Origin of the sequence: Rhizobium metallidurans (assembly GCF_014196505.1) — a bacterium.
Lineage (GTDB): Bacteria > Pseudomonadota > Alphaproteobacteria > Rhizobiales > Rhizobiaceae > Rhizobium > Rhizobium metallidurans.
The window spans coordinates 250,128-265,640 of record NZ_JACIDW010000003.1 but is presented as its reverse complement, the minus strand read 5'-3'; the positions used below and the strand labels follow the sequence as shown (position 1 = coordinate 265,640).

Below are 15,513 nucleotides of genomic sequence, written 5' to 3'. Positions count from 1 at the left end.
CCGATTACTCGGCGGCCGGTGCGCTTTCGCCAGCCAGATCCTGAAGCATCGGGGTCGCGACATCGGCGCCCGTGCCCTTGCGGCGTTCCTCGAGGATCAACTCGTCGCGCGACGTCGCGATACGGCGGATCTGGGTCATCGTGCCACCGGTACCGGCCGGGATGAGGCGGCCGACGATGACGTTTTCCTTCAGACCCTGCAGGCCATCGGTCTTGCCGGCGATCGCCGCTTCCGTCAGCACCTTCGTCGTTTCCTGGAAGGACGCGGCGGAGATGAAGGACGGCGTCTGCAGCGATGCCTTGGTGATGCCGAGAAGAACCGGCTCGCCATAGGCAGGCTTCTTGCCCTGTTCGATCAGGCCGTCGTTGACGTCCTCGAGCTCGATCCGGTCGATGTTGTCACCGACGATATAGGTCGAGTCGCCCGCATCGGTGATTTCCACCTTCTGCAGCATCTGACGGACAATCACTTCGATGTGCTTGTCGTTGATGACAACGCCCTGCAGGCGGTAGACTTCCTGGATTTCGTTGACGAGGTACGAAGCCAGAGCTTCGACGCCCTTGATCGCCAGGATGTCGTGCGGCGCGGGGTTACCGTCGAGGATGTAGTCACCCTTTTCGATATAGTCACCTTCCATCAGATGGAACGGCTTGCCCTTCGGGATCAGGTACTCGACCGGCTCGACACCGTCTTCCGCCGGCTCGATGATGACGCGACGCTTGTTCTTGTAGTCGCGGCCGAGGCGGATCGTACCATCGATCTCTGCGATGATGGCGTGATCCTTCGGACGACGAGCTTCGAACAGTTCGGCAACACGCGGCAGACCACCGGTGATGTCCTTGGTCTTGGCGCTTTCCAGCGGCGAACGTGCAAGCACGTCACCCTGGGAAACCTTCTGACCGGGCTCGACCGACAGGATGGCGTCAACCGAGAGCTGGAAGCGGGCATCGGCACCGCGCGGCAGCTTCATGACGCTGCCGTTGGCATCCATGATGACGATCGACGGCTTGAGGTCCGAACCGCGCGGGGTCGAGCGCCAGTCGATAACCTGACGCTTGGTGATACCCGTGGATTCGTCGGTCGCTTCCAGAACGGAGAGACCGTCGACGACGTCCTCGAACTGAACGATACCCGAGACTTCCGTCATCATCGGACGGGTGTACGGATCCCACTCGGCCAGACGCTGGCCGCGCTTGACCTTGTCGCCGTCATCGACGTGCAGCTTGGAACCGTAGGCGACGCGCTGCGAAGAGCGTTCTACGCCACGCTCGTCGAGAATGGTGACCGCCATGTTGCGGCCCATGGCGACGAGAACGCCGTCAGAGTTGCGCAGCAGGTTGCGGTTCTTCATCTGCACGGTACCTTCGTACGATGCTTCGAGGAACGACTGGTCGACCACGTTCGCCGTACCACCAAGGTGGAACGTACGCATGGTGAGCTGCGTGCCAGGTTCACCGATCGACTGCGCGGCGATGACGCCAACGGCTTCGCCCATGTTGACAGGTGTACCACGGGCAAGGTCGCGACCGTAGCAGATCGAGCAAACGCCGGTCTGAACTTCGCAGGTCAGTGCCGAACGGATACGGATCGACTGGATGCCAGCCTTTTCGATCTCGATGACATCGGGCTCGAGGATCATCTTGCCGGCATCGACGATACGTTCGCCGGTAACCGGATGATCGATATCGTCAAGCGCCGTACGACCGAGAACGCGAACACCAATCGACGCCACGACCTGACCGGCATCGACGATGGCGGTCATGGTGAGGCCCTTGTCGGTGCCGCAATCCACGAGGTTGACGATGCAATCCTGCGCGACGTCGACGAGACGACGGGTCAGGTAACCCGAGTTCGCCGTCTTCAGAGCGGTGTCCGCAAGACCCTTACGAGCACCGTGGGTCGAGTTGAAGTACTCGTTGACGGTCAGACCTTCCTTGAAGTTCGACGTGATCGGCGTCTCGATGATTTCACCCGACGGCTTGGCCATCAGGCCGCGCATGCCGCCCAGCTGGCGCATCTGGTTCGGAGAACCACGGGCACCGGAGTGCGACATCATGTAGATGGCGTTCATCGGCTTCTGACGACCGGTGCTCGGGTCGAACTCGACAGCCTTAATGCGGGCCATCATGTCCTCGGCGACCTTTTCGGTTGCCTTGCCCCAGGCGTCAACGACCTTGTTGTACTTCTCGCCCTGAGTGATCAGGCCGTCGTTGTACTGCTGCTCGTATTCCTTGACCAGGTTTTCGGTGTCGCCGACGATCTTAGCCTTCGAGTCCGGGATAACCATGTCGTCCTTGCCGAACGAAATGCCGGCGCGGCAGGCGTGGGTGAAGCCGAGCTGCATGATGCGGTCGCAGAAAATGACCGTGTCCTTCTGGCCGCAATGGCGGTAGACCGTGTCGATCATCTTGGAGATGTTCTTCTTGGTCATTTCCTGGTTGCAGATGTCGAAGGTCACCTTGCCGTTCTTCGGCAGGAGTTCGCCGATGAGCAGACGGCCAGGGGTCGTTTCATAGATCTTCGAGTAGGGCTTGCCATCCTCGTCGATCGACTTGAAGCGGCCGCGGATCTTGGAGTGCAGCGTCACGACCTTGTTTTCAAGCGCGTGATGCAGTTCGCCCAGATCGGAGAAGGCCATGCCTTCGCCCGGCTCGTTCTGGTTCATGATCGCGAGGTAGTACAGGCCGAGAACCATGTCCTGGCTGGGAACGATGATCGGTGCGCCGTTTGCAGGGTGCAGGATGTTGTTCGTCGACATCATCAGGACGCGGGCTTCGAGCTGGGCTTCGAGCGACAGCGGCACGTGAACGGCCATCTGGTCACCGTCGAAGTCGGCGTTGAAGGCCGTGCAGACGAGCGGGTGCAACTGGATGGCCTTGCCTTCGACCAGGATCGGTTCGAAGGCCTGGATGCCCAGGCGGTGCAGCGTCGGTGCGCGGTTCAGGAGAACCGGATGCTCGCGGATAACCTCGTCGAGGATATCCCAGACTTCCGGCTTTTCCTTTTCAACCAGCTTCTTGGCCTGCTTGACGGTCGAGGAGTAGCCCTTGGCGTCGAGACGGGCGTAGATGAACGGCTTGAACAGCTCGAGCGCCATCTTCTTCGGCAGGCCGCACTGGTGCAGCTTCAGTTCCGGACCGGTCACGATGACCGAACGGCCGGAATAGTCGACGCGCTTGCCGAGAAGGTTCTGGCGGAAGCGGCCCTGCTTGCCCTTGAGCATGTCGGACAGCGACTTCAGCGGACGCTTGTTGGCGCCGGTGATGACGCGGCCACGGCGGCCGTTGTCGAACAGCGCGTCCACAGATTCCTGCAGCATGCGCTTTTCGTTGCGGATGATGATGCCAGGAGCGCGCAGTTCGATCAGGCGCTTCAGACGGTTGTTACGGTTGATGACGCGGCGGTACAGGTCGTTCAGGTCGGACGTCGCGAAACGGCCGCCATCGAGCGGAACCAGCGGGCGCAGGTCCGGCGGGATGACCGGGACGACCTTCATGATCATCCATTCCGGGCGGTTGCCGGATTCCATGAAGTTCTCGACGATCTTCAGGCGCTTCATCAGCTTCTTCTGCTTGAGATCCGACGTGGTGTCGGCCAGATCCGAGCGCAGGTCGCCCGCGATCTTCTCAAGGTTCATCGATGCCAGCATTTCGAAGATGGCTTCAGCGCCGATCATGGCGGTGAACTGATCTTCGCCGTACTCATCGACGGCAAGCATGTATTCTTCTTCCGTCAGGAGCTGGTGCTCCTTGAGCGCGGTGAGGCCCGGCTCGGTGACGATGTAGTGTTCGAAGTAGAGAACGCGCTCCACATCCTTCAGCGTCATGTCGAGCAGCGTCGAGATGCGCGAAGGAAGCGACTTCAGGAACCAGATGTGGGCAACGGGAGCGGCGAGCTCGATGTGGCCCATGCGCTCACGGCGAACGCGCGACAGCGTGACTTCGACGCCGCACTTTTCGCAGATGATGCCCTTGTACTTCATGCGCTTGTACTTGCCGCACAAGCATTCGTAGTCCTTGATCGGTCCGAAGATGCGGGCGCAGAACAGACCATCGCGTTCAGGCTTGAACGTACGATAGTTGATCGTTTCCGGCTTCTTGATCTCACCATAAGACCAGGAGAGAATCTTCTCCGGAGACGCAATCGAGATCCGGATGGAATCGAAATTCTGCGCAGGCAGCTGCGGATTGAAAAGATTCATGACCTCTTGGTTCATGCCTGTCTCCTTCATGGGCTGAAAGCCCTCAAACTGCGATGGTCAGCGGCAAATCCCGGGCGCCGCGCCATGGCGAAAAACGACAATAACCGCAGAATGCGGCGAAATCGTCCCTTCCCGGCCAACACGTTACGGGGCCAGAGCTGGGACGGTGCGCGCTGCTTGGCAGCGCGCACCCTATCAGGTGGTTACTCGGCGGCGTCCGGCAACTGGCCGGTCTGCTGCTCGTCAACCTTCGAGTTCTCGAGCTCGACGGAGAGACCCAGCGAGCGCATTTCCTTGACGAGAACGTTGAAGCTTTCGGGAATGCCCGCTTCGAACGTATCGTCGCCACGGACGATCGCTTCGTAGACCTTGGTACGGCCGGCGACGTCGTCGGACTTGACCGTGAGCATTTCCTGCAGCGTGTAAGCCGCACCATATGCTTCCAGAGCCCAGACTTCCATTTCCCCGAAGCGCTGACCGCCGAACTGCGCCTTGCCGCCCAGCGGCTGCTGGGTAACGAGCGAGTAAGGACCGATCGAACGAGCGTGGATCTTGTCGTCAACCAAGTGGTTGAGCTTGATCATGTACATGTAGCCGACGGTGACCTTGCGGTCGAAGGGCTCGCCCGTGCGGCCGTCGTACAGAACCGACTGACCGCTTTCGTGCAGACCTGCCTTCTTCAGCATCGATGCAACGTCGGGCTCATGCGCACCGTCGAAGACCGGCGTTGCGATGGAGACACCACGGCGGGACTGTTCGGCCAGCTTGACGAGCGCGTCGTCGTCGAAGTGGGCGACTTCATCCTTGGCCTGCGAAGCGTAGACATCCGTCAGCTCCGTCTTCAGGTCGGTGATGTCCATCGTCTTGCGGTATTCGTCGAGCAGCTCGCCGATCTTCTTACCCATGCCGGCGCAAGCCCAGGCAAGGTGGGTTTCAAGGATCTGGCCGACGTTCATGCGCGAAGGCACGCCCAGCGGGTTCAAGCAGATGTCGACATGCGTGCCGTCCTCGAGGAACGGCATGTCCTCGACAGGCACGATACGCGAGACAACGCCCTTGTTACCGTGACGGCCGGCCATCTTGTCGCCCGGCTGGATCTTGCGCTTCACAGCGACGAAGACCTTGACCATCTTCATGACGCCAGGAGGCATTTCGTCACCGCGCTGGACCTTCTCGACCTTGTCCATGAAGCGCTGTTCAAGGCGCGACTTGGATTCGTCGTACTGGCCACGCAGAGCTTCGAGCTCGGACTGAACCTTCTCGTCCTCGACGGCGAACATCCACCACTGCGAGCGGGGATATTCGGAAACAACGGCGTTCGAAAGCTCGGTGCCCTTCTTGAAGCCCTTCGGGCCCGCGATGGCGACCTGGCTACGCAGCATGTCGATCAGACGGCCGTAGACGTTACGGTCGAGGATCGCCTGCTCGTCGTCGCGGTCCTTTGCAAGACGCTCGATCTCTTCGCGCTCGATGGCCATCGCGCGCTCGTCCTTTTCAACGCCGTGGCGGTTGAAAACGCGAACTTCGACGATCGTGCCGTAGGTGCCCGGAGGCATGCGCATGGAGGTGTCGCGGACGTCGGACGCCTTTTCACCGAAGATGGCGCGCAGAAGCTTTTCTTCCGGCGTCATCGGGCTTTCGCCCTTCGGCGTAATCTTGCCGACGAGGATGTCGCCCGGCTGAACTTCCGCACCGATGTAGACGATACCGGCTTCGTCGAGGTTCTTCAGCGCCTCTTCCGAAACGTTCGGAATGTCGCGCGTGATTTCTTCCGGACCAAGCTTGGTGTCGCGGGCCATCACTTCGAATTCCTCGATGTGGATGGACGTGAACACGTCGTCAGCGACGATGCGTTCCGACATCAGGATCGAGTCTTCGTAGTTGTAACCGTTCCACGGCATGAACGCGACGAGCGCGTTGCGGCCGAGTGCCAGGTCGCCCAGATCCGTCGACGGGCCGTCGGCGAGAATGTCGCCGCGGTTGACAACGTCACCGACGGTGACCAGCGGACGCTGGTTGACGCAGGTGTTCTGGTTCGAACGCTGGAACTTCTGCAGGCGGTAGATGTCAACACCGGACTTGCCGGCATCGAGGTCTTCCGTCGCGCGGATAACGATACGCGTCGCGTCGACCTGGTCGACCACGCCGCTGCGGCGGGCGCCGATGGCAGCACCGGAGTCGCGGGCAACGATCGGCTCCATGCCGGTGCCGACGAACGGAGCTTCGGCGCGCAGCAGAGGCACGGCCTGACGCTGCATGTTCGAGCCCATGAGAGCGCGGTTGGCGTCGTCGTTTTCCAGGAACGGGATGAGAGCGGCTGCGACCGAAACGACCTGCTTCGGCGAAACGTCCATCAGGTTCATGCTGTCGCGCGGAGCGAGCATAACTTCGCCGGCGTGACGGCAAACGACGAATTCGTCGACGAACGAGCCGTCGGTGCCGAGTTCGGCGTTGGCCTGAGCGACGTAATACTTCGCCTCTTCCATGGCGGAGAGGTAAAGAACGTCGTTCGTCACCTTGCCATCGACTATGCGGCGGTACGGGCTCTCAATGAAGCCGTACTTGTTGACGCGCGCGAAGGTCGCCAGCGAGTTGATCAGACCGATGTTCGGGCCTTCCGGCGTTTCGATCGGGCAAATACGGCCGTAGTGGGTCGGGTGAACGTCGCGGACTTCGAAGCCTGCGCGCTCGCGGGTCAGACCACCCGGGCCAAGAGCCGAGAGACGGCGCTTGTGGGTGATTTCCGAAAGCGGGTTCACCTGGTCCATGAACTGCGACAGCTGCGAGGAGCCGAAGAATTCGCGAACGGCGGCGGCGGCCGGCTTGGCGTTGATCAGGTCCTGCGGCATGACCGTGTCGATCTCGATCGAGGACATACGCTCCTTGATCGCGCGCTCCATGCGAAGCAGGCCGAGACGGTACTGATTTTCCATCAGCTCGCCGACGGAACGAACACGACGGTTGCCGAGGTTGTCGATGTCGTCGATCTCGCCCTTGCCGTCGCGCAGTTCGACCAGCATCTTGACCACGGCCAGGATGTCGTCCTTGCGCAGGACACGGACGGTGTCTTCGACTTCGAGGTCGAGACGCATGTTCATCTTGACGCGACCAACGGCCGACAGGTCGTAGCGCTCGGCGTCGAAGAACAGCGAGTTGAACATCGCTTCGGCCGATTCCATGGTCGGCGGCTCACCCGGACGCATGACGCGGTAGATGTCGAACAGAGCGTCCTGACGGTTCTCGTTCTTATCGGCGTTCAGCGTGTTGCGGATGTAGGCGCCGACATTGATGTGGTCGATGCCGAGAACCGGGATTTCTTCGAAGCCGTGCGACAGGATGACGGCGAGCGACTTCTCGTCGATCTCGTCACCAGCCTCAAGGTAGATTTCACCGGTCGAGTAGTTGACGATGTCTTCGGCGAGATAGTTGCCGTACAGATCTTCGTCGGTCGCCTGCAGAGCCTTGAGGCCCTTCTCGGACAGCTGACGGAGCAGACGCGGGGTCAGCTTCTTGCCGCCTTCAACGACGACTTCGCCGGTGTCGGCGTCGATCATGTCGCTGATCGTCTTCGCACCCTTGAGGGTCTCGGGCGTAAACGGAATGCGCCAGCCCTTACCGTCACGAACATAGTCGGACTTGGTGTAGAAGGTCGACAGGATTTCTTCGCCATCCATGCCGAGCGCCATCAGCAGCGACGTTACCGGCAGCTTGCGGCGACGGTCGATACGGGCGTAGACAATGTCCTTGGCGTCGAATTCGATGTCGAGCCAGGAACCGCGATACGGGATGACGCGCGCGGCAAACAGAAGCTTGCCGGACGAGTGGCTCTTGCCCTTGTCGTGATCGAAGAACACGCCCGGCGAACGGTGCATCTGAGACACGATAACGCGCTCGGTGCCGTTGACGATGAACGTACCGTTGTTGGTCATGAGCGGCATGTCGCCCATGTAAACCGACTGTTCCTTGATGTCCTTGATCGACTTCGCGCCCGTATCCTCATCGATATCGAATACGATCAGACGGAGAGTAACCTTCAGCGGCGCGGCGTAGGTCAGGTCGCGCTGGCGGCATTCATCGACGTCGAACTTCGGCGGCTCGAACTCGTAGGACACGAATTCCAGCATGGAGGCGCCGGAGAAATCCGTGATCGGGAATACGGACTTGAAAACCGACTGAAGGCCCTCGTCAGGGCGACCGCCCTTGGGCTCTTCAACCATCAAAAACTGGTCATAGGACGCCTTCTGAACCTCGATGAGGTTCGGCATCTCCGTGACTTCTGGGATCTTACCGAAAAACTTGCGTACGCGCCTACGACCATTGAACGAAAGGGTCTGAGCCATCGTCGCTCCTTCAAAATTGCATCCGGGCCTGCAACGGACGGGAACCGATGGCCAGTCGACCCCGTCAACCAATGTGTGCTTCAAACTCGTCTCACTTCCCGAAATCACGAGGCCGGATTGCCTGCGCGTCTCGGTTCGAGACCATCCTCTTGAAGAACCCATTACCCAAAAGCCGTTTTCATGCGGCTTTTGGGTAATTCGTTCCAGAAAACGGCAAATGGGAGGCCGGAAACCCAGCCTCCCAGATGCAGTTCAAGATTACTTAACGTCGACCTTAGCGCCGGCGTCTTCAAGCTTCTTCTTGATGTCGGCGGCTTCAGCCTTGGAAACGCCTTCCTTGACAGCCTTCGGAGCGGCTTCAACGAGGTCCTTGGCTTCCTTGAGGCCGAGGCCGGTGATGCCACGAACTTCCTTGATGACGTTGATCTTGTTAGCGCCGGCGTCAGCCAGGATAACGTCGAACTCGGTCTTTTCTTCTTCAGCAGCAGCCGGAGCAGCGCCACCGCCAGCAGCAGCAACTGCTACCGGAGCAGCAGCGGAAACGCCCCACTTTTCTTCGAGAAGCTTGGACAGTTCTGCAGCTTCCAGAACGGTCAGCGAGGACAGGTCGTCTACGATCTTTGCGAGATCAGCCATTGTATCAATTCCTTATGTTCGGTTCGAACCGGTTGTTTATAAACAGCAAAAAACCGCCTTATGCGGCTTCGTCCTTCTTGGCGTAAGCCGAGAACACGCGAGCAAGCTGGCTTGCCGGTGCCTGAACAACGCCTGCGATGCGGGTAGCCGGAGTCTGGATCATGCCCAGCAGCTTCGCGCGCAGTTCGTCCAACGAAGGCAGGGTCGCGAGCGACTTGACTGCTTCCGCGTTGAGCGTCGTTGTCCCCATGGCGCCGCCCAAAACAACGATCTTATCGTTGGTCTTGGCGAAATCCACGACGACTTTCGGAGCGGTGATCGGGTCATTGCTGTAAGCAATGAGCGTCTGACCGTTGAAGAGACCAGAGATCCCTTCCGCTTCCGTACCCTGAAGGGCGATTTTGGCCAGGCGGTTCTTCGCGACTTTGACGGTACCGCCAGCTGCGCGCATCTTGGAACGGAAGTCGTTCATCTGCGCGACTGTAGCACCAGCATAGTGGGCCACGACAACCGAGCCCGAAGCCTTGAAGACTTCGTTCAGTTCCGTGACGAATTCGCGTTTTTCCGCTCTTTCCACTGCCTATCTCCAGTAGATGAGACCGTGACCGGCCCCATCGGGTTGCCTTTGCCTCCCGAGATCACGAATGATCCCAAGCGACGCTTGAGGATCCTGTCCCCTCGCGCTCCGCGCCAGAAAGGCTAAGAGGCACAAGGCATCCAAGGTTCGAACCAAATCGATGAAGCGAAGCTTCAAAAATTCGGGCCTTACCCGTCTCATGCAGGCCAAGTGATTAAGGGAAAACCACCTGCAATCTCGGACAGGATTCCGGATTTCTCCGGAATATTCCGGCCCCTTGCGAGGCCGGAATTCTTGAGCCGGACTGACGCCCGGCGAAACTTGATTAAGCGGCCGTGACCGAAGCGACTTCGATCTTGACGCCCGGGCCCATGGTCGAGGAGATCGCTACGCGCTTGACGTAGTTACCCTTGGCGCCAGCCGGCTTTGCCTTGATGACGGCGTCAGCGAAGGCCTTGATGTTTTCTTCAAGAGCCTTGGCGTCGAACGAAGCCTTGCCGATGCCGGCGTGGACGATACCAGCCTTCTCGACGCGGAACTCGACAGCGCCGCCCTTGGACGCCTTGACGGCGCCAGCGACGTCCATGGTGACGGTGCCAACCTTCGGGTTCGGCATCATGCCACGCGGGCCGAGAACCTTACCGAGGCGACCGACGAGCGGCATCATGTCCGGGGTCGCGATGCAGCGATCGAAATCGATCTTGCCGCCCTGAACGATCTCGACGAGATCTTCAGCGCCGACAACGTCAGCACCAGCAGCCTTGGCTTCGTCAGCCTTGGCGCCACGTGCGAAGACGGCGACGCGAACGTCACGGCCCGTGCCGTTCGGCAGGTTGACAACGCCGCGAACCATCTGGTCGGCGTGACGCGGGTCAACACCCAGGTTCATCGATACTTCGACGGTTTCGTCGAACTTGGCGACAGCCCGTTCCTTGACCATGCTGATCGCGAGGTCGAGAGCGTAGAGCTTCGTGGGATCAACACCTTCGTTGATCTTCTTGGTGCGCTTGCCTGCCATGGTCTTATCCTACCACTTCCAGGCCCATGGCGCGGGCAGAGCCCTCAATCATCGCCATTGCACCTTCGATATCAGCTGCGTTCAGGTCCTTCATCTTGGCTTCGGCGATCGTCTTGATCTGAGCCTTGGTGAGCTTGCCTGCGGTGGCGCCCTTGCCGGGCGTCTTGGAACCGGACGTGATCTTCGCTTCCTTCTTCAGCCAGTAGCTGACCGGAGGCTGCTTCATGATGAAGGTGAAGGACTTGTCCTGGTAGTAGGTGATGACGACCGGGATCGGCATACCCTTTTCCATTTCCTGCGTAGCGGCGTTGAACGCCTTGCAGAATTCCATGATGTTAATGCCACGCTGACCAAGCGCCGGGCCGATTGGCGGGGACGGGTTAGCCGATCCTGCCTTGACCTGAAGCTTGAGCTGGCCTGCAACTTTCTTAGCCATAACTCTCTGCCTTTCACTGACGGCCGGTTGCCCGACCAATAATGCCGGACTTCTCCGGCGGCTGCGGTTGCGTGGTTCGGATTTTGGGACCCGGCTAAGGTGCCCTCACCTTCCACGCGCTTTGCGGCCTTCGCCGCGAGGACATAAGCCGTTGCCGGCTTACATCCGAGCTCAGACCTTCTCGACCTGAGCGTATTCCAGTTCGACCGGCGTCGCGCGACCGAAGATCGACACTTCCACCTTCAGGCGCGAACGCTCCTCGTCCACATCCTGAACCGTGCCGTTGAACGATGCGAACGGACCGTCGGAAACGCGGACCTGCTCGCCGATCTCGAAGCTGACCGAAGACTTCGGACGCTCGACACCCTCCTGAACCTGGCCGAGAATGCGCTCGGCTTCGGAATCAGGGATCGGAACGGGCCGATTGTCGGACCCCAGGAAGCCGGTCACCTTCGGCGTGTTCTTGATCAGGTGGTAGGCCTCGTCGGTCAAGTTGGCGCGAACCATCACATAACCGGGGAAGAACTTGCGCTCGCTGTCGACCTTGCGGCCGCGACGCACCTCAACCACCTTTTCAGTCGGGACGAGAATCTTCTCGAAGAGATGCTCAAGACCTTTCTGACGGGCCTTGTTCTCGATGTCTTCCGCGACCTTCTTTTCGAAATTCGAATACGCGTGGACGATATACCAACGTGCCGCCATCTTATATCTCCAACCGATCAGTTGCCGAAACTGAGCACGAAGCCCAGCAACCAGCCGATCAACTGGTCCGCGGCGAAAAAGAACAGCGCGGCAAAGACAACCATCACAAGCACCATGATCGTCGAGATCATCGTCTCACGGCGCGACGGCCAAGTAACTTTCAACGTTTCCGCGCGAACCTGCCGGATAAACGTAAGCGGATTTGTTTTGGATGCCATCGACTGCCCACGCAATTACGGCGCGTAAAGCTGATCATATCAGCCCCACGCACCGCGTGTCTGTTGAACCCCTACATAAACACCGATTCCCCATTAGACAAGAGGGGAACCAAAGTTTAACGAAATTAGCCATGTACAAGCCTCTTGCGAAATGCTGCAGGATATCCGCGCTGTTCGTTCAAGGAAATGGCAGGGGCAGAGGGGCTCGAACCCACGACCTGCGGTTTTGGAGACCGCCGCTCTACCAACTGAGCTATACCCCTTTACGCTTCCCGATCAGCCTGTTGGCGAAAGCCGTCAGGCGTTGTCGAGAAGCATGGCGCACCCTTTAAGACGCCGGGACGAGATTGGCAAGTGCGATTTTCACTTTTTCCCATTCCTGGCATCGGCGCAGAACGCGTTCACACTTTCACATACCGACGCCAGTCGTGCTCCTCGCGAAAGCCCAGCACTTCCCTGATCTTGCGGTTCGACAGAAGGCTTTCGAATTCGCCGATTTCACGGGTAAACCCGACGTTCGGATAGTAGCGCGCGGCGAGTTCGCGCGTGGGCGTGTTGGCCGAAACCGTATCGTTGGCGGCGTTGAACACCTGAAAGCCGAGACCGTCCTTTTCGATGCAGAGACGGCAAATCTGGCCGAGATCGCGCGCATCGATGTAGCTCCAGGCGATCCGCTTGCGCATTTCGGGATTGGCGAAGTAGGTCGGGAAGTTCTCGTATTCATGCGGCTCGATGACGTTGCCTATTCTCAACGCGTAGATGTCGGCGCCGGAGCGCTCGGCGAAGGCCCGCGCCGTCTTCTCGTTCAGCACCTTCGACAGCCCATACGAATCCATCGGATTGACGTCGTAGTCCTCATCCAGCGGAAACTGATGGAAATCGCGGTGCCCCTCGGCGAAGCAGACGCCATAGGTGGTTTCGCTGGAGGCAACGACGATCTTGCGCACGCCGAGCTTAACCGCCGCCTCGATGACATTGTAGGTGCCCATCGTGTTGATGCGGAAGGTTTCGTTGTCTGGCTTGATCAGAATGCGCGGGATGGCCGCGAAGTGCACGACGGCATCATAGGGGCGAACGCCTCTGCCCGCTTCCAGATCGGGGAAGTCGCGGTGCATGGAGAGCGCATCATAGACCTGGCCGCTATCGGTGATATCGACGATCAGGTTGGTAACGCCGGGGCTGTCGAGCGGCACGAGATCGATGTTGTGAACCTCGTATCCGGCATTGACCAGCCAAGGCACTGCATGACGCCCCGCCTTGCCGGACCCACCCGTAAACAGAATGCGCTTCTTCATGAAATATCCTCCCATTCCTCGTTATGGAAGGCATAGATAAAGTGTCGCGTCGGCAACGCAAGTCCACGTGACTGCATGTCGGTCCGGTTAAGCCGCGTCGAGTTCGGGGATTGCAGCCAACGCCGGCTCGAGCGCCGCGCTCTGGATCTTGATGTCATAGGCCACCTGCAGGTTCATCCAGAACTCTGGGGTGGTGTTGAAGAACTTGGCAAGCCGGAGGGCCGTGTCGGCTGTGATACCTACCTTCTCACCGACGATCCGTTCGATCCGCGTTCGAGGGACGCCTAGTTTCTTGGCCAGCGAATATGGCTTCAAATCAAGCGGTGCGAGATAGAGTTCCCTCAGGATTTCCCCGGGGTGGATGGCTGGCAGATTGTTTGTGCTCATGATCAGAAACTCCATGCCTGCAATCAATGATAATCGGTGATCTCGACCTGCTCGGGACCAGCGTCCGTCCAGACGAAACAAATTCGCCATTGCCTGTTGATGCGGATCGAATACTGCCCGTCCCTGTCACCGGACAATCTCTCCAGCCGATTGCCGGGCGGCGAACGGAGATCGCCTATGCCGGAGGCGGCATCCAAGACCGCCAAGAGCAACTGCGCGCGCCGAATAAGCTCGGAAGGAAATCCTTTTCGCACAGAGCCGTCAGCGACCGACTGCGTGAGCTTATCCCTGAACGACCTGATCAAGCGAGCCTCCAGCCTCACACGTATCATAAGATGATACGTCAACTGTTGCAAGCCCCCCGATCGACCATAGAAAAAGGCCCCACCGTTTCCGGTAGGGCCTTCTTTATATCCGGATAATCCTAGGGATTACTCGACGATCGAGGCAACGATGCCGGCGCCGACGGTACGGCCGCCTTCGCGGATAGCGAAGCGCAGCTTTTCTTCCATCGCGATCGGAACGATCAGTTCAACGGCAACCGTGACGTTGTCGCCCGGCATAACCATTTCCGTGCCTTCCGGAAGCGAAACGATGCCGGTCACGTCCGTCGTGCGGAAGTAGAACTGCGGACGGTAGTTCGTGAAGAACGGCGTATGACGGCCGCCTTCTTCCTTCGTCAGGATGTAGGCTTCTGCCATGAACTTCTTGTGCGGCTTGACCGAACCCGGCTTGCACAGGATCTGACCACGCTCGACGCCGTCACGGTTAACACCGCGAACCAGTGCGCCGATGTTGTCGCCGGCCTGGCCCTGATCGAGCAGCTTGCGGAACATTTCAACGCCGGTAACCGTCGTCTTCGAGGTGGCGCGGATGCCGACGATTTCGACTTCTTCACCAACCTTGACGATGCCGCGCTCGACGCGACCGGTCACGACCGTACCACGACCCGAGATCGAGAACACGTCTTCGATCGGCATCAGGAACGGCTGGTCGATCGGACGCTCAGGCGTCGGGATGTAGGCGTCGACAGCGGCCATCAGCTCGCGGATCGCGTCTTCACCGATCTTCTTGTCCGAATCTTCGAGAGCGGCAAGAGCCGAACCCTTGACGACAGGAATGTCGTCGCCCGGGAAGTCGTAGGACGACAGAAGTTCGCGAACCTCCAGCTCGACGAGCTCGAGCAGCTCGGCGTCGTCAACCTGGTCGACCTTGTTGAGGAACACGACGATCGCCGGAACGCCAACCTGACGAGCGAGCAGGATGTGCTCGCGGGTCTGCGGCATCGGGCCGTCGGCAGCCGAGCAAACCAGGATCGCGCCGTCCATCTGCGCGGCACCGGTGATCATGTTCTTGACGTAGTCGGCGTGGCCGGGGCAATCAACGTGGGCATAGTGACGGTTGGCCGTCTCATACTCGACGTGTGCCGTCGAGATGGTGATGCCGCGTGCCTTTTCTTCCGGAGCAGCGTCGATCTGGTCGTACGCCTTGAACTCGCCGAAATACTTCGTGATCGCTGCCGTCAGAGACGTCTTGCCGTGGTCAACGTGGCCGATCGTGCCGATGTTAACGTGCGGCTTGTTGCGCTCAAACTTACTCTTTGCCATTTGAATGCTTCCTGTGAACGAAATGGATGACCCCGGCGAACCGGTTTAGTGCCGCCGTTTAAGGCTTTCGGCGGAATTGCGCAAGACTTAATTGCG

At 59.5% G+C, this 15,513-nt stretch carries 12 protein-coding genes and 1 tRNA gene; all 13 read right to left on the bottom strand.

Going from position 1 to position 15,513, the window contains the following annotated elements:
• Positions 1-4: 4 nt before the first annotated feature.
• Complete coding sequence (gene rpoC / locus GGQ67_RS07945; protein ID WP_183899635.1) at positions 5-4,216, bottom strand: DNA-directed RNA polymerase subunit beta'; 4,212 nt, start codon at positions 4,214-4,216, stop codon at positions 5-7.
• A 188-nt stretch (positions 4,217-4,404) separates the two neighbouring features.
• Positions 4,405-8,541 carry a DNA-directed RNA polymerase subunit beta gene (rpoB, locus tag GGQ67_RS07940; RefSeq protein WP_183899634.1) on the bottom strand — a complete coding sequence of 1,379 codons (4,137 nt, stop codon included), beginning with the start codon at positions 8,539-8,541 and terminating at the stop codon, positions 4,405-4,407.
• Positions 8,542-8,799: 258 nt separating this feature from the next.
• A complete protein-coding gene (gene rplL / locus GGQ67_RS07935; RefSeq protein WP_112536934.1) occupies positions 8,800-9,177 on the bottom strand; it encodes a 50S ribosomal protein L7/L12 in 378 nt (125 codons plus the stop codon).
• Between the two features lie 58 nt (positions 9,178-9,235).
• A complete protein-coding gene (rplJ, locus tag GGQ67_RS07930; protein ID WP_018902689.1) occupies positions 9,236-9,754 on the bottom strand; it encodes a 50S ribosomal protein L10 in 519 nt (172 codons plus the stop codon).
• A 325-nt stretch (positions 9,755-10,079) separates the two neighbouring features.
• Positions 10,080-10,772, bottom strand: a complete 693-nt coding sequence (rplA, locus tag GGQ67_RS07925) for a 50S ribosomal protein L1 (protein WP_018902690.1) — start codon at positions 10,770-10,772, stop codon at positions 10,080-10,082.
• Positions 10,773-10,776: 4 nt separating this feature from the next.
• Positions 10,777-11,208: a 50S ribosomal protein L11 gene (gene rplK / locus GGQ67_RS07920; protein WP_183899633.1), complete on the bottom strand. Its 432-nt coding sequence runs from the start codon at positions 11,206-11,208 to the stop codon at positions 10,777-10,779.
• A gap of 171 nt (positions 11,209-11,379) precedes the next feature.
• A complete protein-coding gene (nusG, locus tag GGQ67_RS07915) occupies positions 11,380-11,910 on the bottom strand; it encodes a transcription termination/antitermination protein NusG (protein ID WP_112945135.1) in 531 nt (176 codons plus the stop codon).
• Between the two features lie 17 nt (positions 11,911-11,927).
• Complete coding sequence (gene secE / locus GGQ67_RS07910) at positions 11,928-12,128, bottom strand: preprotein translocase subunit SecE (RefSeq protein WP_183899632.1); 201 nt, start codon at positions 12,126-12,128, stop codon at positions 11,928-11,930.
• 187 nt (positions 12,129-12,315) lie between these two features.
• Positions 12,316-12,391: transfer RNA gene (locus GGQ67_RS07905), tRNA-Trp, on the bottom strand.
• Between the two features lie 138 nt (positions 12,392-12,529).
• Positions 12,530-13,423, bottom strand: a complete 894-nt coding sequence (locus GGQ67_RS07900) for an NAD-dependent epimerase/dehydratase family protein (RefSeq protein WP_183899631.1) — start codon at positions 13,421-13,423, stop codon at positions 12,530-12,532.
• An 87-nt stretch (positions 13,424-13,510) separates the two neighbouring features.
• Complete coding sequence (locus GGQ67_RS07895; RefSeq protein WP_183899630.1) at positions 13,511-13,810, bottom strand: HigA family addiction module antitoxin; 300 nt, start codon at positions 13,808-13,810, stop codon at positions 13,511-13,513.
• Positions 13,811-13,833: 23 nt separating this feature from the next.
• Positions 13,834-14,115 (bottom strand): type II toxin-antitoxin system RelE/ParE family toxin, encoded by a 282-nt coding sequence (locus GGQ67_RS07890; protein ID WP_183899629.1) that lies wholly within the window; start codon positions 14,113-14,115, stop codon positions 13,834-13,836.
• A gap of 126 nt (positions 14,116-14,241) precedes the next feature.
• A complete protein-coding gene (gene tuf / locus GGQ67_RS07885) occupies positions 14,242-15,417 on the bottom strand; it encodes an elongation factor Tu (protein WP_183899628.1) in 1,176 nt (391 codons plus the stop codon).
• Between the last annotated feature and the right edge of the window lie 96 nt (positions 15,418-15,513).